The organism is Tenacibaculum sediminilitoris (genome assembly GCF_964513795.1).
Lineage (GTDB): Bacteria > Bacteroidota > Bacteroidia > Flavobacteriales > Flavobacteriaceae > Polaribacter > Polaribacter sediminilitoris.
Map to the genome: position 1 here is coordinate 78101 of NZ_CAZEQR010000003.1, position 22561 is coordinate 100661.

Genomic DNA, 22561 nt, shown 5'->3' on the forward strand with positions numbered 1-22561 from the left:
CAATAAAAAAATAAAAAAAATATTTTTTTTAAACATAATAAGGTGATATCATTAAATAAACAACTACTCCAGTTACAGCAACATATAACCATAACGGAAATGTGATTTTAGCTATTTTTTTATGTTCAGGGAAATTACCTAATCGGGCTCTCATAAATGTAATTAATACCAACGGTATAATTACAATCGATAATAGTATATGAGTAATTAGGATGAATAAATAAACATATTTTATTATCCCTTCTCCTCCAAAAGGTGTAGAGTTAGAAGTCATATGGTAAGCCACATACATCACCAAAAACAACGCAGAACATATAATTGCTATAGTATTCAGTTGTTCATGTAGCTTTCTATTCCCTCTTTTTATCACTATTACTGAAGCCACTAGCAATATAGCTGTTACCCCATTTATGCTAGCATAAATAGGTGGTAAGAACGATAATGGTTCAACATTTGGTATTTTAATTCCAAATAAGGCCGCTACTGCTACAGGAATAATAATAGATACTGCAGTTATAAATTTCTTATACTTTTGTTCTTCCATACTCATGTTACTCTTTCAATAATAACTTAATATCTTCTTTTAACTCTTGAACTTGATTCCCAAAATTATGCTCATCTAATGCTCGGTAATACATAATAGGGTTTCCATGTTCATCATATCTTGAACGGATATACCCATCTTTATCTACTAGTGCAAATAATCCTGAATGCTCAAATCCACCATGACTTGCCTCTCCTTTTCCTGCATACAGCTTAAAACCTTCATTTGATAAATCGTATACGACATCGTCAGGTTTCCCTGTTAACAAATGCCAGTTTTTATGATTTATTCCATTATTCTTGGCATATTCTTTCAATTGATGTGGTGTATCAATCTCTGGAGTAATAGAAAATGAAGCTATTCCAAAGTTAGGGTTTCCCATAAACTCATTTTGAATTTCTACCATTTGTGCATTCATTAAAGGGCAAATTGTAGGACAAGTAGCAAAAAAAAACTCTACTACGTACACTTTCCCTTCATAATTCTTATTCGTAATCGTTTCTCTATCTTGATTAATAAACTCGAAGTCTGGCACTTTATTAAACTTGTGTAAATTAGCAGTTTGGAAGTGTGCCACAATTTTAGGTACTGCGTAAATACCAAAAAGCAATACTATTAGTGAAATACCTATGTATGAATAATTCTGTTTTTTCATAATTCAGCTAACCTTAAATCTCTCTATCTGCGTTGTTCTTTTTTAATGCTAATCGGTATTCTGCTAAGACCACCTTAACATCGTCTTTCATTTTATTATTGAGCTCTGCTACCGATTTCATATTATAACCAAATAATTTTCCGTCAGTGCTATCTTCATCGTCTGTTCTTCCTCTTAAGCCACCTTCCTTATCAATAATAAATGCTTTTGAAGAATGCATATCAGTATCTAATGATTCGTTTATTTTAAAGCTATCATACAATACTTCTATTTCTTCATTGCTAGCAAAAATAAAATTCCATTTTACCATATTGGTATAGGTCCCTATTTCTTTTCGAAGTTTCTCTACGTTTTCTTTTGCCTTATTAGAAGCTACCACAATTAATTGATAATCTTTAAACCCATAAAATGGTTTATATATTTTTTCATTAAGATTAAACAACTCTCCTTTAGCCTCATTTGTATTACTTCCTACAAAAACTACAATTGAAATTTTCTTATCAAACTGATACTTTCTGTTTATTGAAGAAATATCAATAACATTTTCTGTAAGCACAGGTAATTTTGCAAAATTATTGATACCTAATGATAAAAATATATAAAACAATAACGGCACAATGAACAATGCAAATAATACAATATTTCTTTTTGTTTTACTCATTTTATTATAAATTAAATATAAAAAAAGGTGGTTATAACACCACCTTTTTTTTTCGTTTTTTATATGATTACCATTTTACTAATGGCGCTAATGTATCGAATAAGTAACCACCTTCTATAAGAACTAATGTCACTAAATAACATATTAAGAAAACTGCTGTCCAAACGATTGCTCGTCTAAACCAAGGTTTTTCTCCTTCTAAGTGCATGAAAGCCCAAGCAATATAATATGCTTTTACAATAGTTAAGATAATGAATATCCAGTTTAACCAACTAGTTCCCCATCCGTGTAAATGTAACCCTGCTGGTTTTATAATACCTAACGCTACTTCAACTGTTGTTACTATTGTTAAGATTGCTAAAACAATCCAAATTCTTTTTGTATTTGATTCGTGTGCGTGACCCATTTTTTTCTATTGTTTTTTTAATTATACTAAGTAGAAGAAGGTAAATACAAATACCCATACTAAATCTACAAAGTGCCAATATAAACCTACTTTTTCAACCATTTCGTAATGTCCTCTACGCTCATACGTACCTAACACAACGTTAAAGAAAATAATGATATTAATTACGATTCCTGAAAATACGTGGAAACCGTGGAAACCTGTAATAAAGAAGAAGAAGTCAGCAAATATAGGATTACCATATTCATTTACATGTAAGTTCGCTCCTTCTACTACCATTTTTGCTTTCGCTAACTGAGCTAAACTTTCTTCTCTTGATAAAACTATTTTTTGCTTTGTTTCAGGATTTAATTGTTCCGTTCTAATTAGCAAAGAAGGGTCAGCTTTAAAAGCTTCCTGTACTTGTACTACAGAATATGCAGAAATTGTAGACTCTCCTTCAAACCATAACCCATTGGTTCTTGCATGCTGAACTCTTTCATCTTTTCTACCATTATGCACAAAATCAGCTAAAGCTATTTGATGACCGTCTTTTACAAATTGTAAAATGTGATTATCAGTCGTTTTCACTGCACCATAAGAACCGTTGATAAAGTTTTTCCATTCCCAAGCTTGTGACCCAACGAAAATAATACCAAAAACTATTGTAGCAAACATATACCAAGCTACCTTTTTTTGTTGCATTTTATGACCCGCATCTACCGCTAACACCATAGTTACCGATGACACAATTAAAATAAATGTCATTAATGCTACATAGTACATTGGTGCGTGTACACCGTGTAAACCAGGAAAGTGTGTAAATACCTCATCAGCAATAGGCCAAGAGTCAATAAACTTAAAACGTGTTAAACCATATGCAGCTAAAAAGCCAGAAAAAGTTAATGCATCAGATACGATGAAAAACCACATCATCATTTTACCATAACTAGCTCCAAATGGTTTAGCACCACCTCCGCTCCAGGTCTCTTTGTTGTCAGAATTTACAGCAATATTTGCTCCCATAAATCTCTATATTGTTAATTTTTGTTAAATCAGTGCGCCAAAATTACGCATTTTTCATCATCTAATAAAATAGAAAAAGAAAAATAGATAAATCCATAGTACATCAACGAAATGCCAAAAGATCGCACCGAGTTCAAACCCAAGCATATCGGTTGATGAATACTTCTTTTTAAAATGATTATAAATAACAACTAAAAGCACTATTATTCCTGCTAACAGGTGCAAAACGTGCATAAATGTTATTCCTATAATAAACGATGTTGATACCGTGCTTTCTGGTCCTGTAAAATAAAGCCCTACTGCTTTCAACTCGTTAAACCCTACATATTGATACCATACAAAGCCTAAGCCTAATCCTAAAGTAGCTAGCAATAAGATAAATGAAACTTGTATATTATCTTTTTTTAGTAATTTCTGAGAGAAAAATAATGTAACACTACTCAATACTATGAGTACAGTACTAATGTAAAACGCTTGTGGTAAATCGAACGTAACCCAATCTTCACGATTCATACTAACTACATAAGCACTTGTTAATCCGGCAAAAAACATCACCATACTAATCATGGATACCCATAACATTGGTTTTGCTGATTTTCGCTTGGCTGCTTTTAATTCTTCTTGTAACGTTTGTTCACTCATTAGTGTAAAAATTTATCTACCACATATATAATGGGTACTATTGTAATATAAAAAACACTTGCTAACATTAACTTTCTTGCATCAGTGTTCTTTTCAGTTTTATATAATTGGATTGCGTAATACAACATTAATAACCCTAACAACAAAATAACAACTGCTGTTAATGGATATATATATAAATCTCCTGTTACTTTTAATACGGGTGCAATAGACATTAATATCATTATACAGGTATAAAAGATAATCTGAACAACTGCTCCTTTATCTTTCTTATCCATAGGAAGCATATGTAACCCAGCTTTGTTATACTCTTCAAACTGTAACCATCCTATTGCCCAGAAGTGTGGGAACTGCCAAAAAAACTGAATCATAAACAAGAACCCTGCTTCTATACCAAATTTTCCTGTTGCAGCCACCCAACCTAACATAAAAGGAATAGCGCCAGGAATGGCTCCTACAAAAACAGCTAAAGGTGTTACTGCTTTTAACGGGGTATATGCACTCGTATATAAAAAGATAGAAATTGCGCCAAACAAAGCACATTTCGGGTTAATGGCATATAAAATAGCAATACCAGCAATTGTAAAAATGGCAGCAATAATCAATGCCGTAGTAACTGACATTCTTCCTGAAGGTAATGGACGATTTTTAGTGCGTTGCATTACTGCATCTATATCCTTTTCTATTACCTGATTAAAAGCATTAGATGCTCCGACCATTAAATACCCTCCTAAAGCTAATAAAATTATGGTAGTATAATTAATTGATTCTGCTCCTAACAAATATCCTGTAATAGAAGTAAAAACTACACTAATAGACAAACCAACTTTAGTTAACTGTTTAAAGTCTTTAACTATTGATTTTATGGAAGTTTTAGTATGTACAGATGAAACAGAATCCACTTCTAATTTTAAAAATTTTTGCAAAGATATTTCATTCTTATTGAACCACCATAAATTTTATTGGAATTAAAATTGAAAAAAATTAAAAACTACTTTGTAATTAAAAAAATGGTGTTATATTTGCACCCGCATTCGCAGTAATGCACGTTCATTAAAATAAAAATGACTACGCGAAAGTAGCTCAGGGGTAGAGCATCACCTTGCCAAGGTGAGGGTCGCGGGTTCAAATCCCGTCTTTCGCTCAAGCCTTTTTAAAAAAGAGTATGCTGAAGTGGTGGAATTGGTAGACACGTTGGACTTAAAATCCAATGAGCCGTAATGCTCGTGCGGGTTCAAGTCCCGCCTTCAGTACCAAGAAACCTCACTTGCATGAGTGAGGTTTCATTTTAAAAGTAGTCATTAACAAACCACATATGCTGAAGTGGTGGAATTGGTAGACACGTTGGACTTAAAATCCAATGGGCCGTAATGCCCGTGCGGGTTCAAGTCCCGCCTTCAGTACAAAAGCCTTAACATTTATTTGTTAAGGCTTTTTTGTTTATAAACTTTTTGACACATTCTTTGTAATGTATCTTTCAAACACACGTCTAAACTTCAAAATCGGAATCATGCAAAAGATATTTTTATTAATTAGTGTAACTTTTTTCTTACATACAAATGCTCAAACTAGCACCTATAATACATTACTAAAAAAACATGTAGACACTAAAGGGAATGTAAACTATCAAGGTTTTAAAACAGATGAAGCCCAACTTCAAGTCTATTTAAATCACTTAACAAGCACCAAACCTCAAAAATCTTGGTCTGTAGCAAAAACGAAAGCCTTTTGGGTAAATGCGTACAATGCGTATACTATTCAATTGATTTTAGACAATTATCCTTTAAAAAGTATTATGAATATTAAAAAGAACGGTAAAAATGCTTGGGAAATTCCATTTGCTAAAGTTGGTGGTAAAACCTATACATTAAATCAAATTGAACATGAAATTTTACGTAAAAAATATAGTGACCCTAAAATTCATGTCGCTGTAAATTGTGCGTCGGGTTCTTGTCCTCAACTACCAAATTGTGCTTTTACAGAAAAAAATTATGAATCAAAAACTACTCTTTTAATGAAGAGGTTTATTAATGATTCTTCAAGAAATAAAATTTCAGAAAACAAAGTTCAACTATCTAAAATATTTGAGTGGTTTCAAGAAGATTTTACAAAAGAAGGAAACTTAATTGATTTCTTAAACAAATACTCAAAAACTAAAATTAACCCTAAGGCTAAAGTTAGTTATTTGAAATACGACTGGAGCTTAAACGGAAAATAGTATTGTCGCTTTTTATAAAAACAATTTGGTATTTTTACCTTTTAACAGAAAAAAGAAAACATGTCAAAAACATATTACGATCCTGCCGACTTACGTAAGTTTAGTAGAATAACTGAATGGAGTGAGGAATTGGGGAACAAGTTCTTTGATTATTACGGAAAAGTTTTTGAAGAAGGCGCTTTAACCGCTCGTGAAAAAAGTTTAATCGCCTTGGCTGTTGCACATACTGAGCAATGCCCTTACTGTATCGATGCGTATACTAAAGACGGATTACAACGTGGAATTACCAAAGAAGAAATGATGGAAGCAATCCATGTTGGAGCTGCCATTAAAAGTGGAGCAACCTTAGTACACGGAGTTCAAATGATGAACAAGGTAAACAAATTAGAAATGTAAGCAGGCTCTTATTTTGCTTCTAGCAAAATTTTAGAGGTCGCTTATCCTGAGCATTGGTTGAAATCAAAATGCATTTTGATTGAAAGTACACTAGGAACTAGTCGAAGGATATTAAATACTAAAAATGATGAGAAGCTGAAACAAGTTCAGCTTTAGGAGATAATGAAAAAATCTTTAAAATCTAGAAATAACGATTTAGCAAACACACAACGTCAGCTTGAAATCTTATCAAACGGAATTTTTGTTAATGGTGAATTGCCTACGTTTGCAAAAAACCTCAAAGAAACCAATCAGTTTCCATTACGTCCTAAAAAATTAGAAATTCTTCAAATTAATTTAGGATACATGTGTAATCAAGTTTGCGCACATTGCCATGTAGATGCTGGTCCTGACCGAAAAGAAATCATGACCATAGAAACCATGGAACAATGTTTAGAAATGATTCGGAAAACTGGAGCACATACTCTGGATTTAACAGGTGGAGCTCCTGAAATGAATCCGAATTTTCGATGGTTTGTTGAAGAAGCATCCAAAGCAGGGATTAAAGATTTTATTGTACGCTCTAACTTAACCATTATTAAAGCGAATAAAAAATATTATGACTTACCTGAATTCTTCAAGAAACACAATATACATGTAGTTTCTTCCATGCCACATTGGACGCGTGGAAAAACCGATAAACAACGCGGTGATGGTGTTTTCGATAAATCTATTGAAGCTTTAAAAATGCTAAATGCTGTGGGTTATGGAATTGAAGGAACTGGTTTACAGCTAGATTTAGTATACAACCCGTCAGGAGCATTTTTACCAGGAGATCAAACTGGACTTGAAAGAGATTTTAAAAAAGCTCTACAAGAAGATTTCGACATAACATTCAACAGTCTTTTTGCCATTACCAATTTACCTATCAGTCGTTTTTTAGATTATTTAATTGCTTCTGAAAATTACGAAGACTATATGTATTCGTTAGTAGAGGCCTACAATCCTATGGCAGTAGAAAATGTAATGTGTACCAATACATTATCGGTAAGTTGGGACGGATATTTATATGATTGCGATTTCAATCAAATGCTAAATTTGAAAGTAGCCAGTAAGTCCCAACACATTTCTGAATACAATGAAGAACTGTTACAAAACAGGAATATCATTATCAATCAACACTGTTATGGTTGTACCGCAGGTGCAGGAAGTAGTTGTCAGGGTACAGTAATTTAATGTAACAGTGAATTAATGTGAAAATAAAAATGTCATATCGAGCGCAGTCGAGATATCTTTCTTATGAAAAACCTCATCTTTCTTATATTTTTAGTATCCGTAAATTCTTTTTCTCAAAAGAACTTACAACAGTTATTAAAAAAATATAACACTGAAAGTATTCCATATATTTCTATTAGTGAACTACAAAAAGAAAAGGAAGTTATTTTATTAGATGCTAGAGAACCCAAAGAATTTGAAGTTAGTCATCTTAAAAATGCTATTTGTGTTGGCTATGATTTTTTCAATTTAGAAAACACCTTAAAAAAACTTCCAAAAGATAAAAATACTAAAATTGTAGTGTATTGCTCTTTAGGAATTCGGTCAGAAGACATTGCCGAAAAGCTACAGAAAGAAGGTTTTACCAACATTTTTAACCTGTATGGCGGAATCTTTGAGTGGAAAAACCAAGGAAACACAATAGTTAATCTACAAAACAACCCTACAGAAAAAATCCATGCTTTTAATAAAGAATGGAGCAAGTGGCTACACAAAGGAGAAAAAATATATGAATAATCACAATGAAATATCATTTCGAAAGCAGTCGAGAAACCTTCTCCTAATATTTACTCGAAACCCTGAATTAGGTAAAGTAAAAACACGTTTAGCTAAAACCATCGGAAAGGAAGCTGCTTTAAATATTTATAGATTCTTATTAGAACACACAAAACAAGTCACCCAAAATTTATCGTGTGATAAAGCCGTTTATTATTCCGCGAAAATTCGTGAAAATGATATTTGGGATGCTACCACATATCAAAAGCATCAACAAGAAGGAAGTGATTTGGGAGAACGAATGCACAACGCTTTTCAACAAGCTTTTTCTACTGGATATGAAAAAGTTGTAATTATTGGTAGCGATTTACCCGATGTAACTTCCGAACACATCAATGACGCTTTTCAAAAATTAAACTCTAATGATGTAGTTATGGGTCCTGCGGAAGATGGTGGTTATTACTTATTAGGCATAAAAAAACTACATGCTAACATTTTTCAACATAAAGACTGGGGAACCTCAACTGTTAGAAAAGACACCTTAAATGATTTACAAAACGAATCAGTACATTTGTTAGAAACCTTAAACGATGTAGATGTTTTTGACGACATCAAAAACAACCCAACATTCAATCAATTTTTAAAATAAACATCATGTCACCCTGAGCGCAGTCGAAGGGTCTTTTCAGTATAAATCATGAAAAAACAACAACTACAAGAAACACAAGAATTTCTTCAACACAAAGGAATTACCAACCCAGAAATAGGAATTGTGTTAGGAACAGGATTAGGAAAATTAGTTGATGAAATAACCATTGAACAAGAAGTACCATATGCTGACATTCCGCATTTCCCACAAGCAACGGTAGAATTTCACTCCGGAAAGTTAATTTACGGAACCCTATCAGGTAAAAAAGTTGTCGTTATGTCTGGGCGTTTTCATATGTACGAAGGGTACAACCTATGGGAAGTAACCTACGGTATTAGGACCATGCATGCGTTAGGTATTAGAACTTTGTTAGTTTCTAATGCTGCAGGCGCTATCAACCTTTCTTATAAAAAAGGAGATTTGATGTTGCTTGAAGATCACTTGAATTTACAAGGAGGCTCTCCTCTAGCCTTTAAAGGAGCAAACGAGTTTGGAAATATTTTTGCCGATATGTTAGAACCATATTCAAAAAAATTGAACACTCAAATGAAAGCTATTGCTAAAGCGAACGACATAGACCTGAAAGAAGGAATATATGCAAGTGTTATAGGTCCGCAATTGGAAACCAGAGCTGAATACAGAATGTTACAAATTTTAGAAGTAGATGCGGTTGGAATGAGTACGGTGCCTGAAGTTATCGTAGCAAAACAACTCAACATTCCGTGTGCAGCCGTTTCGGTATTAACCGATGAGTGCGATCCTAAAAATTTACAACCTGTAGATATTACCGAAATCATTGAAGTTGCTGGAAAAGCTGAACCTAAAATGATTACGCTGTTTAAAGAATTGATTAATGAATTATAACGTCATTCCAAACATAGTGAAAGAATCTTATGAATGGGAGTAACATCCAACCTTGAGATTTCTCGCTATCGCTCGAAATGACAAAAACAAATGATAAGCAAGACTCTTAGACTCAAGAACCAAGACAAACAATACAAGTCTTTATTCATTTATCTAACAGCCTAGCAGTCTTTAATCTTAAAAAAATGAGTTACTTAGAAACCACCAAAAAAGTATATAAAGAAGCAGCCTTAACCCCTGATGTTGGTTTATGCTGTACAACAAACCCAATTTGGGAGTTACCAGAGTTAAAAATCCCGAAAATCATGCAAGAAATGAACTACGGATGTGGTTCTACAGTGCATGCACGCGATTTAACTAACAACCCTAAAATATTATATGTAGGTGTTGGTGGCGGAATGGAATTGCTGCAATTCTCTTATTTCTCACGTCAGAAAAATGGCGTAATTGGAATTGATGTGGTAGATGAAATGTTAGAAGCTTCTGAAAAAAATTTCGTTGAAGCAGAAGCTCAAAACCCTTGGTTTAAAAGTGAGTTTGTAGATTTACGAAAAGGAGATGCTTTACACTTACCTGTAGAAGATAATTCTATTGATGTAGCTGCTCAAAACTGTTTATTCAACATTTTTAAAGCTGAAGAACTGAAAAAAGCCATTGCTGAAATGTACCGCGTGTTAAAACCCCACGGACGTTTGGTTATGAGTGACCCTACGTGTGAGCAACCCATGAACGAAACCTTACGTAACGATGAGCGTTTGCGTGCCTTATGCTTAAGTGGAAGTTTACCTATTGCTGAATATGTTAAAATGTTGACGGATGCCGGTTTTGGAACCATTGAAATTAGAGCACGTAAACCCTATCGAATTTTAGACCCTAAGAATTATCCTACGGATGAATTGATTTATATCGAATCGATTGAAGTAGCAGCTATTAAAGATCCAATGCCTGCTGATGGTCCATGTGTATTTACAGGAAAAGCTGCCATTTACTTTGGTGATGAAGACTATTTTGATGATGGCGCAGGACACACCTTATTAAAAAACCAACCGTTGGCTATTTGTGATAAAACAGCAGCAACTTTAAAAGCTTTAGAAAGAGACGATATATTTTTCTCAGAATCTACCTATCATTACGATGGTGGTGGGTGTTGTTAAACAACTAAAAAGCCTCACAGGTTTCAAAACTTGTGAGGCTTTTTAGCTTTACGTTTCTCAAATACGTTTACTTTTTCCAGTATTATTTTGAGTTTTTTGTTTTCTTATTTTCTTTTTCGATTTCATGAGAAGTTTCTTCTGTTTGTGTTTCTAATTTGGCAATATCACTATTAATACTTCGCAGCCTCTCAGTATTTCTAGCAATTTTACCATTCATTTTTGCTAAAGTTTTAAGCAGTTTTTTCTTCCTCTTTTGTTGTTGTTTATTCAACTTCATGTCAGAACCTTGTAATAAACTGAGATCTTCTCTTGTGGTTAACAATTCGCTTTTAAGATTACGAATCTTATCATCAATTCTTACTTTCTTCCCTTTAGCTTTCACTAACTTTTGTTGATCTGTTTCATAGTTTCTTTGCAACATTCGCATCATTTGTTGTTGTTGCATCATCATCTGATGTTGCTGTGACATAATATTATTGATTTGAGCAGTACTGGGTGGCCTCGGAAAACTCTGGGATAATACCACTAAAGGGAATAACAATAAATAAATTAACAGTTTATTTTTCATGTGATTATTAATTTCAAATAACCTGTTCTTATCATTAGTAACAACGATAAAATAGTAGGTTTTTATTAGTACTATAATTTTTATTTTTCTTCAATCAACTTCTCTAATCGATTCACCTTTTCTAATAAAGCCTTTAAAACTTTATTCTCTTTTTCAAGCTTTTGAATTCTTGCTTGTTGCCCCTTTAACAATTCAATTTCCTCATCTTGAGATTGTAATTTCTTCTCTTGCTGAATAGTATACAAGGTTAGCTCCTCAATTTTCTGCAATAGCTGAATTTGAAAGTTACCTATATTCACACCATTTTGCTTCATTTCTTTAGCGGATGCTATTTCAGGTAGGTGTCTTTTTTCTTTTATGTGTTTTTCTATAGATTTTAAAGTTGGTAAACTATAATTTTCTTCAAAAACAAAATCAGCAGTCGGGGTAGTTGTTACCTTAATTTCTTTTGATTCAAACTTTCCATTTAATGCAGCGTTTCCATTATGTGAAATTTTTAAAAGATTCCCGTTACTATTACGAAAATTAAAACCTCTAATACTCGAATTATTTGTAAAGTTAATTCCATCATCATTTACTCCAATATTCAAAGTGTAACCGCTAGTGTTACTTCCATTCAAGAAAGTTAAAGCTTGCTTTCCGTTTTGAATATGTAATTTAGCTGATGGGCTTGCAGTACCTATTCCTACATTACCATTTGGAAGAATTGTCATCCTATCAATTACTTTATCTAAAGTACTACTATTATAATCTTGGAGAGAAAAAACCATCTTTGGATTTACATATCCAGGATTAGAATTTGTATTTTCAATTCGAATATTTCCTGAATAGGAGTCAGAATCTTTTTCTCCAAAAATTAATTCTGCTTTATCTCCAGATGTTCTTGCATCCCCTGACTTTAGAATTTTAATCTGGCTGTTCACTGTTAATTGTTTATCAGGGCTTGTAATTCCAATTCCAACATTACCAGTAAATAATGCACTTTTATTACCCTCTATGGAAAAAGCAACATTATTATTCCCTGTTTGCCCCACTGGACCAGCCACAACAACAAAGCGTCCTCCTTGTTCTGGAATATTATGTAATAACCATTTGGCTTCAGAACCATTTCCTCCGTAACTATAGAATCTAGACTTAATAGCTTGCCAGCTAATTCCTTTATAAAAATTATTCCCGTTAAAATAATTGTCTACCTCTCCTGTCTGTGCTTTTATCGTAAGCACAAACCCTGTTATAGCAATAACAGTAATTTTAATTTTCGTTTTCATTTAAAAATGATTATAACTTACTCTTCTTTATTATTTTTCTTACCAACTTTTTTAACTTCGCAATTTCATTTGCCTGCTGTTCCAGTTGCTCTTTATAACTTTCTAGTTTTACTAATTTACTATTTTGTTGTTCTAACCTACTTTTTTGGCTGTTAATCTTCTTCTCTTGCTGAATAGTATAAAGTGTCAATTCCTCGATTTTTTGCAATAGCTGAATTTGAAAGTTACCTATATTCACACCATTTTGCTTCATTTCTTTAGCGGATGCTATTTCAGGTAGGTGTCTTTTTTCTTTTATGTGTTTTTCTATGGATTTTAAAGTTGGTAAACTATAACTTTCTTCAAAAACAAAATCAGCAGTCGGGGTAGTTGTTACCTTAATTTCTTTTGATTCAAACTTTCCATTTAATGCAGCGTTTCCATTTCCCAAAACTTTAAACATAACACCATTTATATTTCTCAGCTCCATTAATGAGTGACCATATGAATTACCTGAATCAACAACAAATCTTGATGATTCTTGCCCTAATGTAGAACCTCCAGAAACTTTCAAAGTTCCATTTCGGATTTCTAATTTAGTCGATGGACTTGTTATACCTATTCCTACATTACCTGTATTTAAGTTCATCACCATACTGTGATCATATCCGTTTTCTACTCGGTCTTTATCATACCCAAAGAACCCAAAAGAATCTCCTAATCCTCCCATGCTAATGGTATGCCCACTTGAAGTTTTTTGACGAATTAATGAATAATATGCATTACTAGTCAATTGTGTTGAAGAAGTAATCCCTCCTGAACCTGTTTTACCTGATATCCAACTTCCACCAGAAGATACGATTTCTACTTTCCCTTTAACAAAAAGATCTTTTCTTACATCTAATGAGTTTCCTAATTGCGTCTTTTTTATAATATCTCCAGTTTCATAAAGTACACTCCCTGAACTTGGTGGTAATAATCCTGAATTCAACGTAAAACCACTTGACCTTCCTTCGATTTCATGTAAATAAATGGTAGCATTATCTGTAATGCCTCTGTTAAAATAGGCTTCAAGATAATAGTAATTAGCATCGTTGGTTATTCGTACCTTCTGAATGTAAGTGTTTAAAATTCCTTTTATGTCAACTTGAAGTCCCGTAGACCAATTTTTAAAAGCATCAATAATCACAGATTGGGGTGCATGGTTACCTCCATTTAAAGAAACAACTACCCTAGCCGATCCTCTTTCTGTAGAAGTCCATTTACCAACTTGAAACCATCCAGCGCCAGAAGTTGTAAAAGAAGTGTTTGATACAGATTGCGCCTTAATTTGAAAGCAAAAGGATAAACAAAGCAATAAAAAAAGTGATTTTTTCATAAGATTTTTTTTTAAAATTTAGCTGCAAAACTACTCATTTTCTAGGATTTTATTTAATCTTTGTTTAGTTTTTACTACCTTTTTCTTAAAACATTCTCACAATTTTACCAACCAACCTTCGTTTTGTAGTATCATGAAAACATTGAAAGAAATACAACTTCAACTTAAAGAAAGTAAGAAATTAATCCTTTTATTGAAATCCATAACAGGATTCATTCTTTTTGGACTTCTTTCGGTAGTATTGCTATTCTCCTTAGTATATTTTGAAGTGTTTGGTAAGTTACCCAACAAAGAAGAGTTGACGTCAGTTATTAATGAAGAAGCTTCTTTAATTTATTCATCAGATGAGGTGATTATTGGAAAAATATTTGCTAAAAACCGAACCAATATAAAGCTAGCCCAAATTCCTAATCATTTAAAAGAAGCACTCATTGCTACAGAAGATAAACGATTCTATTCACACAACGGTTACGATGGTCAAAGCTATGCACGGGTATTTTTTAGAAGTTTGTTACTACGAGATGCGTCTGGTGGTGGTGGAAGCACCCTTACCCAACAATTAATTAAAAACCTCTACGGTAGACAGTATCATGGTTTTTTGAGCATGCCTATCAATAAAATTAAAGAACTCATCATTGCGAGTCGCATAGAAAAGGTGTACAGTAAAGATGAAATATTGTTGTTGTATTTGAATTCGGTGCCTTTTGGAGAAAATGTTTTCGGCGTAGAATCCGCCGCCAACCGATTTTTTAATAAATCTGTTAAGGAATTAAAAATCGAAGAATCGGCAGTACTTGTAGGTATGTTAAAAGCCAACACCTACTACAATCCTAGATTACATCCAGAAAACGCTAAAAAACGTCGTAATACGGTTCTTCAATTAATGAATAATGAAGCGTATGTAAGCAATGATGTTACGGATAGCTTACAAAAATTACCTATTGCGCTTAGCTACCATAATCTCGATATAAATGCTACTGCTCGTTATTTTACCTATCAGGTAAAGAAAAAAGCTGAGGAACTCATAAAGACTATTAATGAAACTTCAAAAAGCGATTATAACTTAGAAACAGACGGATTAAAAATTCATACCACGCTGAATTACGATATTCAAAAAATTGCAGAGAAAGCTGCAAAAGAGCAACTTATTAATAAACAAAAACAACTAGACAAAGAGCTAGCTTCAAATAGGCTAAAAAACAGGTGGTTACAAAAACAACAATTCACAGAAAAGGATAAGCAAAAAAGAACTATTCAACTCTTCGATTGGGATAGCACCAAAACCATCACAGGAAACAAGATTGATAGTCTTTGGTATTATGATAAAATGCTGAATGCTTCTGTTTTGGTTACAAATCCGAAAAACGGAGCAGTGATTAGTTGGATTGGAGGCAATAATTTTAACACACTTCCTTTTGATATGGTGCTGTCGCACCGCCAAATAGCCTCTGCATTCAAACCGTTTTTGTATGCTACAGCGCTGGAAAATGGAATTTCTCCGTGTGATTATTTTGAAAATGAAGAAAAAACATATCCAAAATACGATAACTGGAAACCTCAAAATGCTGACTATAGCTCAACTCCCGATAAAAAAGTTGCTCTATGGTATGCGTTAATTCAATCCATGAACATTCCTAGTGTAAACCTATACTTTAAACTAAAAAAAGAGTGGTTGATTGACACTTGTGAAAAGTTACTATTCCCAGAAATTACTGACGATGCTCCTTCTATTGCTTTAGGAACACTAGATTTATCACTTTTTGAAGCCACAAGAGCTTACGGTACTTTTGCCAATAATGGTGAAATGAACGACTTGTATATGATTAGCAAGGTTACCGATAAGAAAGGAAATATCATTTATGAAAGCGAAGCACAAAAACTCGAAAGAGTATTCACAGAAGAAAGCACAAAAACCCTAACTTCCATTTTACAAGAAGCTGTAGAACAAGGAACAGGAGCTAGCATAAGAAATAGGTATAAAATCAAAAGTCCGTTAGCCAGTAAAACAGGTACTGCTCAAAACTACACCAACGCTTGGTTTATGGCGTATACACCAAATATTGTTCTTGGAACTTGGGTAGGAACTTCTAAAAATGACATACACTTTAACAGCGGGAATGGTTCTGGTTCTTCTTTAGCGCTGCCTATTGTAGCAAACATTCTTAAAGAAATAGAAAACAACCCTGAACTCAAGAAAAAATACCTAACCTCTTTTAAAATTTCTGAAGAGATTTCTTCGTCAATCGATTGTCCTCCTTATAGAGAAAAAGGAATTAAAGGCTTTTTCAACAGACTTTTTGGAAAGAAAAAGGAAGAAAATTAATCTATGCAAACAACGTAGCAAAAGCCTCTTCAATCTTACTAACTAAAATTAGTTTTATCGAATGATTTTTGCTCGTAATCTTATTGTATTTTGAGGTTACAAAGGTTTTATAACCTAACTTTTCAGCTTCTGTAATACGTTGGTCTATTTTAGAAACAGGACGAATTTCACCTGCTAAACCAACTTCAGCTGCAAAACATACATCGGGATTGATAGCCAAATCTTGGTTTGACGATAAAATCGCTGCTACTACTGCTAAATCTATCGCAGGATCATCTACATGAATTCCACCTGTAACATTTAAAAATACATCTTTTGCCCCTAATTTGAAACCTGCACGCTTTTCTAACACCGCTAAAATCATGTGCAAACGTTTTAGGTTGTACCCCGTAGTAGTTCGTTGTGGTGTTCCATAAACCGCCGTTGAAACCAAGGCTTGAATTTCGATCATTAACGGGCGAATTCCTTCCAACGTTGACGCAATGGCTGTTCCACTTAAATCGGCATCTTTTTTCGAAATTAAGATTTCTGAAGGATTGGATACTTCTCTCAATCCGTCCGATAACATTTCATAAATTCCTAATTCAGCTGTAGAACCAAAACGATTTTTTTGTGAACGTAAAATTCGGTAGGTATGATTTCTATCTCCTTCGAACTGCAATACTACATCCACCATATGCTCTAAAATCTTAGGCCCTGCAATATGTCCCTCTTTATTAATATGTCCTATTAGCAGTACAGGAGTCGCAGTTTCCTTAGCAAATTTGATAAGTTCTGCGGAAGTTTCTCGTATTTGCGAAATACTTCCTGGTGAAGCTTCAATAGAATTGGTGTGTAAGGTTTGAATAGAATCAATTACCAGTACATCTGGCTGCACCTCTTCTATGCTTTTAAAAATTTGTTGTGTATTGGTTTCGGTAAGAATTAAACAGTTAGGATTTTTTCCTTCTACACGCTCAGCACGCATTTTTATTTGCGACTGACTTTCTTCTCCAGAAACATAGAGCACTTTTTGCGGTATTTGCAAAGCTATTTGTAGTAGTAAAGTAGATTTACCAATTCCTGGTTCCCCTCCTAACAATACTACTGCTCCTTTAACCAATCCGCCACCTAAAACGGAGTCTAATTCTTGATTTTTAGTACCAAATCGTTCTTCTGGGTTGAGTTGAATTTCTTCTACTCGTAATGGTTTTGATACTCTCTTTTGAGTATTCTCAGGCGATTTCCATTTTCTTTTTTCTTCCTTTTGAACGACCTCTTCAACAATAGTATTCCATTGTTTACACGAGCCACATTGCCCTACCCATTGCGCATGTTGTGCTCCACAGTTTTGACAGAAAAAAGTTGTTTTGGTTTTTGCCATTCGAGTTGTAAGATTTACTTACAAAGAAAAGAAAACTATTTGTTTTTATTGTAGATGGGTAAGAACAAAAACGCCAATCCACCAAACACAATAATCATGGCTGTTTGAGTAGTCCACATAATCCACCCAAAAGCGGTTGCGGGTTCTTCTGCTATTCCGAATAGAGCTAAGGCTCCAGCTACAGCCACAGGATACAAACCTATTCCACCGTTAGTTGCCGCAATACTAAAACCTCCTGCTATAAATCCAATTAAAACACCTCCTAGCGGAACTGATAATCCGTTAATTGCTGGAATGGTAACCCAAAACATCAACACGTACATCAACCAAATAAAAACCGTATGAAAAATAAAAACCCATTTGTGTTTCATTTTAAAAATACTAGTAATACCTTCAATTAACCCAACTACAAAATTCTTGATTTTTAATCCAATTCCTGATTGTGCTTTTTTCACAAACCGTGTAAAAACCACAAATACTAACACCAATCCTCCTAAAAAAATTCCACTTTTTATCGGATTGAAGTTTTTGGTTAGTAATTCATAAATAAAATCAAACTGCACAAAAAGGGTAATTACGATAATACTAAGCATCATAATCAAATCTGCCATTCGTTCGGCAACAATGGTTCCAAAACCTTTTTCAAACGGAATGTTTTCATAATTTGTCATTACTGCTGCTCGAGATACCTCCCCTGCTCTTGGCACTGCATAATTTACTAAATACGCTACTAAAACTGCCATGGTACTATTGCCAAAATCTGGCTTATACCCCATGGGCTCTAGTAAAAATTTCCAACGATAAGCACGAGATAAATGACTTAATATTCCAAAGAACAGCCCTAAAGCTATCCATCCGTAATTAGCATCTTTAAAGTATTGTACTAAGGTTTCAATTGAAATTTTTGATAAGGAATACCAAACTAAAAAACCTCCCAAAATGAGAGGTAATAGTATTTTTGTGATTTTCTTTACTGATATACTCAAACTATTCTAGCAAGTTGTTTTCTTCGTTAGGAAATACTAATTGTGGTTTAAATTTTTTGGCTTCTTCTAACTCCATAAAAGCATACACAATTAAAATAAGCACATCACCCTTTTGAACTCTACGTGCTGCTGCTCCATTCAATGTAATTTCACCACTTTTTCTTGGCCCTGGAATTGCATAAGTTTCTAAACGCTCTCCGTTATTGTTATTCACAATTTGAACACGTTCTCCTTCTATAATTCCAGCGGCATCCATTAAATCTTCATCAATGGTTATGCTTCCTATATAGTTTAAATCCGCATTAGTTACTTTAACACGGTGTATTTTAGATTTTACTACTTGTACTAACATGCTGCAAAAATAGTTGTTTTTTAATGAATACTAGATTGTTTTTTGATGATTTTAACATTACAATTAACCTCAAACTTAAGTCTAAATAACAAGTAAATTAATTGTTTTTCAAACGAATGTTATCAATTAAGCGAATGTCTCCAGCAAAAACAGCAATGAAAGCACGGTATTTTTTATTTGCTCCAACCTCTGTTATTGTTTGCAATGTTTTTTCATCTGCAATGGTAAAATACTCCAACTCCAAAAACGGATGTTCTTCGAATTGTTTTTCTACCCATTCGGTTAGCTCTTTAGCATTTTTTATGCCAAATTTCTTTCTCGCCTTTTTTAGCGTTTTATAAATGAATGGAGCTGCTTCTCGATGTTCTTTCGTTAACCTCGCATTTCTAGAACTCATTGCTAGCCCATCTTCTTCTCTAAAAATTGGTCTTCCTTTTATTTTTACTAGTAGCTTATATTTTTCAACTAGTTTTTTGACAATTTGTAATTGCTGAAAATCTTTTTTTCCAAAATAAGCCGTGTCGGGTTCAATAATTTCAAATAACGTTTTAACAATGGTTCCAACGCCATTAAAATGACCATCTCTAAATTTCCCTTCCATTTGGTGCTCTAGCCCATCAAAATCAAATTTCTCTGAAGTTATATTCTCAGCATAAATTTCTTCTACAGAAGGGAAAAACAATACATCGCAATTAACAGACTCTAATAAGGCAACATCGTTCCTATAAGTCTTAGGGTATTTATCTAAGTCTTCTTTATTATCAAACTGTGTAGGATTTACAAAAATGCTAACTACAGTAATATCATTCTTCTTATTTGCTCTTTTTATTAATGATAAATGTCCTTGGTGTAATGCGCCCATTGTTGGAACAAATCCGATAGAGTTTTTACTCTTTTTTTGAATTGATAAAAACTCTTTTACTTCAGATTTTCTCGTGAAAATTTTCATTGTTTATTTATTGAAATGTATGCAAAATTAGTAATTTAACACGATTTTTGCATTAAATTTCGTACTTTTGCACCTCAATAAAAGAGATCGATTTAATGAAGGATAAGAGAATATTATATGTTTCATCAGAGGTAATACCATATTTACCTGAAACGGAATTATCGTCTACCGCATTTAACGTTGCTAAAAATGCACATTCTAAAGGAATTCAAACCCGTATATTCATGCCTCGATTTGGGGTAATTAATGAGCGTAGGCATCAACTACACGAAGTTATTCGTCTCTCGGGAATGAACTTAATTATTAATGACATGGATATGCCACTAATAATTAAAGTTGCCTCAATTCCTAAAGAAAGAATGCAAGTCTATTTTATTGATAACGATGAATACTTTAAGCGTAAAGCTGTATATTCTGACGAAGATGACAAATTGTTTGATGACAATGATGAGCGGATGATTTTCTTTGCCAAAGGTGTTGTAGAAACCGTAAAAAAACTAAACTGGGCACCAGATATTATCCATGTTCATGGATGGATGGCTTCTCTGTTACCTCTATATTTAAGAGAATTTTATAAAGAAGAACCTTTGTTTGCTGAAAGCAAGATTGTAACTTCGCTTTACAATAGTGATATTGAGGATTTGAGTAAAGAGTTAGCTAACAAAGTTCGTTTTGATAAGATTGAGGACTCTAAAGTGGCTACAATTGAAACACCAAGTCATATGAATATTTTAAAAAGCGCTATTGAAAATTCAGATGCTGTTATAAAAGGTAGCGAAATTTTACCCGAAGAAATTGAAACTTTTATTGATCAAAGCAATGTAAAAGTTCTAGATTTCCAGTCAGAGGAAACTTTAACTGAATCATATTTAGAATTTTATAAAGAAAACGTTTTAGAATTAAGCGAATAATGATTAGAAAAATTGGTGTACTTGGTATTAGCTTGCTATGTTTAGCAGCTGTTACGTCTTGTGAAAAAGACTTTAGTGAAGTTGGAACAAACGTTATTAACAACGACAAATTTGAAACAGGAGAATTTTTATTAGATATTGAAATAACTCCTATTGATATTGATAATGTTCAATCAGACAATATAAACACTAGCATAAATGAATATTGGCTGGGTGTTTATAATAATCCAAATGCTGAAAAAATTGAGGCTTCTATTATTTCACAGGTAGGATATATTTCTGGTTTAAAAAACACTGCTGGAACTGATACTATTGTTAATTTAGATAAGGTAATTTTAAAATTACCTTACATATCTACTTCTGAAGGAAAAAATTCAAATAGAATTACTACATTTAGATTAGATTCTATTTTAGGAAATGTTAATGTAGGTACATCCGTTATTGTTAAACAAAACAACACGTATCTTAACACATTAAACCCAGATGACCCTTCTAAAAAAAATACTTTTTTTTCTGATTTCAGTTATGAAAGTATACAGAGTTTAAACGAAGATGCTAATTTTACATTTAAACCGTCTAAAACAGACACTCTATTTTCATATCAAAGAATTGATCGATTCAATCCTTCAAAAACCTATGAGGAAATTGTAAAAACAAAAGCCGTAATTAGTGGAGACACCATTCCTATCCCTTTCTTAGCTATTCCATTAGATGTATCTAAGATGAAGACTCTTTTTTGGGATAAGCTGGAAGGAGCTGAGTTTGCTTCTAAAGAAAATTTTGATAACTATTTTAGAGGACTTATTATTGAAGCTTATGGTAATGATGGTGCCCTAGTACCTTTTAACCTAGCTTCATCACCTAGTCCATCTTTAGAATTTCATTACACTAAGTCTGTAGTCAATGCTTCTAATGTGGTAACAGATACAATAAATAAAAAATATCGCTTTCCTTTATCAGGTATAAAAAATAGTGGTTACAAAATGAGTTCTCCAACTAACTCTATTCCTTCTAACAGTTTTATTGTTCAAGGAACAGCAGGAAAAATGGCTAAAATCACCATTTTTGATGAAGCTAAGCTTCAAGAACTACGAAGTAATAACTGGTTAATTAACGATGCTTCACTCACGTTTTATGTAAATCAAACTATTAATAGTGATGCTGATATAATTCCTCAAAGATTATTTTTATATCAAAATAAAGAAAATAAAACAGGAGGTTTTTCACCCACACAACTAACAGATGCATATATTGAATCTGCTACTTTTGGAGGTGTTCTAGAAAAAACAGATGAGGACACTCCTGAAAAATATACTTTTAGAATTACCGATTATATTTCTAACTTGTTATCTGGTAAAGAAGACGCTACTGTTGACCCTTTAATACTTAAAGTGTATAACCCTACGGACACACCCGTAACTAGTACTTCTATAAGTACATATAATTGGAATCCTAGGTTTGTTACTCTATTAAATGGAGACGATACAGCTAATGGAACAAAAAGAGCTGTTTTAAAAATATCATATTCAAAAGAAAAATAA

24 protein-coding genes and 3 tRNA genes are annotated in these 22561 nt (G+C 33.2%); 13 read left to right on the forward strand and 14 right to left on the reverse strand.

The window, feature by feature from the left end; genetic code table 11:
- Positions 1-28 precede the first annotated feature (28 nt).
- The 7 genes from ACKTSW_RS01420 to cyoE form a co-directional block, all read right to left on the reverse strand.
- Positions 29-544, reverse strand: a complete 516-nt coding sequence (locus ACKTSW_RS01420) for a DUF420 domain-containing protein (RefSeq protein ID WP_408023493.1) — start codon at positions 542-544, stop codon at positions 29-31.
- A gap of 7 nt (positions 545-551) precedes the next feature.
- Complete coding sequence (locus ACKTSW_RS01425; RefSeq protein ID WP_408023494.1) at positions 552-1199, reverse strand: SCO family protein; 648 nt, start codon at positions 1197-1199, stop codon at positions 552-554.
- A 13-nt stretch (positions 1200-1212) separates the two neighbouring features.
- A complete protein-coding gene (locus tag ACKTSW_RS01430; protein ID WP_408023495.1) occupies positions 1213-1860 on the reverse strand; it encodes a hypothetical protein in 648 nt (215 codons plus the stop codon).
- A gap of 67 nt (positions 1861-1927) precedes the next feature.
- Entirely contained in the window at positions 1928-2266 is a 339-nt protein-coding gene (locus ACKTSW_RS01435; protein WP_408023496.1) for a cytochrome C oxidase subunit IV family protein, read from the reverse strand.
- Positions 2267-2287: 21 nt separating this feature from the next.
- Positions 2288-3271 carry a cytochrome c oxidase subunit 3 gene (locus ACKTSW_RS01440; RefSeq protein ID WP_408023497.1) on the reverse strand — a complete coding sequence of 328 codons (984 nt, stop codon included), beginning with the start codon at positions 3269-3271 and terminating at the stop codon, positions 2288-2290.
- A 57-nt stretch (positions 3272-3328) separates the two neighbouring features.
- Complete coding sequence (locus ACKTSW_RS01445; RefSeq protein WP_408023498.1) at positions 3329-3913, reverse strand: cytochrome c oxidase subunit 3; 585 nt, start codon at positions 3911-3913, stop codon at positions 3329-3331.
- The gene (gene cyoE, locus ACKTSW_RS01450; RefSeq protein ID WP_408023523.1) at positions 3913-4815 is read right to left on the reverse strand and encodes a heme o synthase; all 903 of its coding nucleotides are present in this window, start codon (positions 4813-4815) and stop codon (positions 3913-3915) included. The genes ACKTSW_RS01445 and cyoE overlap by 1 nt, the downstream gene beginning before the upstream one ends.
- Positions 4816-4985: 170 nt before the next feature.
- On the opposite strand from cyoE, the gene ACKTSW_RS01455 reads away from it, so the two are divergent.
- The 10 genes from ACKTSW_RS01455 to arsM all read left to right on the forward strand — a co-directional run bounded on the left by ACKTSW_RS01455 (position 4986) and on the right by arsM (position 10943).
- A tRNA-Gly gene (locus tag ACKTSW_RS01455) sits at positions 4986-5057 on the forward strand.
- Positions 5058-5080: 23 nt separating this feature from the next.
- A tRNA-Leu gene (locus ACKTSW_RS01460) sits at positions 5081-5169 on the forward strand.
- 61 nt (positions 5170-5230) lie between these two features.
- Positions 5231-5316, forward strand: a tRNA-Leu gene (locus ACKTSW_RS01465).
- A gap of 107 nt (positions 5317-5423) precedes the next feature.
- Positions 5424-6131, forward strand: coding sequence for a DUF547 domain-containing protein (locus tag ACKTSW_RS01470; protein ID WP_408023499.1), 708 nt, complete (start codon positions 5424-5426; stop codon positions 6129-6131).
- Between the two features lie 60 nt (positions 6132-6191).
- Positions 6192-6527 (forward strand): arsenosugar biosynthesis-associated peroxidase-like protein, encoded by a 336-nt coding sequence (locus tag ACKTSW_RS01475; protein WP_408023500.1) that lies wholly within the window; start codon positions 6192-6194, stop codon positions 6525-6527.
- A 159-nt stretch (positions 6528-6686) separates the two neighbouring features.
- The gene (arsS, locus tag ACKTSW_RS01480; RefSeq protein ID WP_408023524.1) at positions 6687-7742 is read left to right on the forward strand and encodes an arsenosugar biosynthesis radical SAM (seleno)protein ArsS; all 1056 of its coding nucleotides are present in this window, start codon (positions 6687-6689) and stop codon (positions 7740-7742) included.
- A gap of 63 nt (positions 7743-7805) precedes the next feature.
- Entirely contained in the window at positions 7806-8297 is a 492-nt protein-coding gene (locus ACKTSW_RS01485; RefSeq protein WP_408023501.1) for a rhodanese-like domain-containing protein, read from the forward strand.
- Positions 8290-8925, forward strand: coding sequence for a TIGR04282 family arsenosugar biosynthesis glycosyltransferase (locus ACKTSW_RS01490; RefSeq protein ID WP_408023502.1), 636 nt, complete (start codon positions 8290-8292; stop codon positions 8923-8925). Before ACKTSW_RS01485 ends, ACKTSW_RS01490 begins: the two co-directional genes overlap by 8 nt.
- A 48-nt stretch (positions 8926-8973) precedes the next feature.
- Complete coding sequence (locus tag ACKTSW_RS01495) at positions 8974-9789, forward strand: purine-nucleoside phosphorylase (protein WP_408023503.1); 816 nt, start codon at positions 8974-8976, stop codon at positions 9787-9789.
- A 185-nt stretch (positions 9790-9974) separates the two neighbouring features.
- Positions 9975-10943 carry an arsenosugar biosynthesis arsenite methyltransferase ArsM gene (arsM, locus tag ACKTSW_RS01500; RefSeq protein WP_408023504.1) on the forward strand — a complete coding sequence of 323 codons (969 nt, stop codon included), beginning with the start codon at positions 9975-9977 and terminating at the stop codon, positions 10941-10943.
- An 82-nt stretch (positions 10944-11025) separates the two neighbouring features.
- Here the strand turns inward: arsM and ACKTSW_RS01505 are convergent, their stop codons facing one another.
- The 3 genes from ACKTSW_RS01505 to ACKTSW_RS01515 form a co-directional block, all read right to left on the reverse strand.
- The gene (locus ACKTSW_RS01505; RefSeq protein WP_408023505.1) at positions 11026-11412 is read right to left on the reverse strand and encodes a hypothetical protein; all 387 of its coding nucleotides are present in this window, start codon (positions 11410-11412) and stop codon (positions 11026-11028) included.
- A gap of 179 nt (positions 11413-11591) precedes the next feature.
- Positions 11592-12779, reverse strand: a complete 1188-nt coding sequence (locus ACKTSW_RS01510) for a hypothetical protein (RefSeq protein ID WP_408023506.1) — start codon at positions 12777-12779, stop codon at positions 11592-11594.
- A gap of 10 nt (positions 12780-12789) precedes the next feature.
- Positions 12790-14136 (reverse strand): flagellar export protein FliJ, encoded by a 1347-nt coding sequence (locus tag ACKTSW_RS01515; RefSeq protein WP_408023507.1) that lies wholly within the window; start codon positions 14134-14136, stop codon positions 12790-12792.
- A 142-nt stretch (positions 14137-14278) separates the two neighbouring features.
- On the opposite strand from ACKTSW_RS01515, the gene ACKTSW_RS01520 reads away from it, so the two are divergent.
- Positions 14279-16459, forward strand: a complete 2181-nt coding sequence (locus ACKTSW_RS01520; RefSeq protein WP_408023508.1) for a transglycosylase domain-containing protein — start codon at positions 14279-14281, stop codon at positions 16457-16459.
- Between the two features lies 1 nt (position 16460).
- Here ACKTSW_RS01520 and radA read toward each other — a convergent pair whose 3' ends face one another.
- The 4 genes from radA to panC form a co-directional block, all read right to left on the reverse strand.
- On the reverse strand, positions 16461-17822 hold the full coding sequence (radA, locus tag ACKTSW_RS01525) for a DNA repair protein RadA (protein ID WP_408023509.1): 1362 nt from the start codon (positions 17820-17822) through the stop codon (positions 16461-16463).
- Between the two features lie 35 nt (positions 17823-17857).
- Positions 17858-18802, reverse strand: coding sequence for a lysylphosphatidylglycerol synthase transmembrane domain-containing protein (locus tag ACKTSW_RS01530; protein ID WP_408023525.1), 945 nt, complete (start codon positions 18800-18802; stop codon positions 17858-17860).
- 7 nt (positions 18803-18809) lie between these two features.
- Entirely contained in the window at positions 18810-19160 is a 351-nt protein-coding gene (gene panD, locus ACKTSW_RS01535; protein WP_028891458.1) for an aspartate 1-decarboxylase, read from the reverse strand.
- A 97-nt stretch (positions 19161-19257) separates the two neighbouring features.
- Positions 19258-20109, reverse strand: a complete 852-nt coding sequence (gene panC / locus ACKTSW_RS01540; protein WP_408023510.1) for a pantoate--beta-alanine ligase — start codon at positions 20107-20109, stop codon at positions 19258-19260.
- A gap of 95 nt (positions 20110-20204) precedes the next feature.
- Between panC and ACKTSW_RS01545 the strand changes: the two genes are divergently transcribed.
- Both ACKTSW_RS01545 and ACKTSW_RS01550 read left to right on the forward strand, forming a co-directional pair.
- Positions 20205-21020, forward strand: coding sequence for a glycogen/starch synthase (locus ACKTSW_RS01545; protein WP_408023511.1), 816 nt, complete (start codon positions 20205-20207; stop codon positions 21018-21020).
- Positions 21020-22561, forward strand: a complete 1542-nt coding sequence (locus tag ACKTSW_RS01550) for a DUF4270 family protein (RefSeq protein ID WP_408023512.1) — start codon at positions 21020-21022, stop codon at positions 22559-22561. Before ACKTSW_RS01545 ends, ACKTSW_RS01550 begins: the two co-directional genes overlap by 1 nt.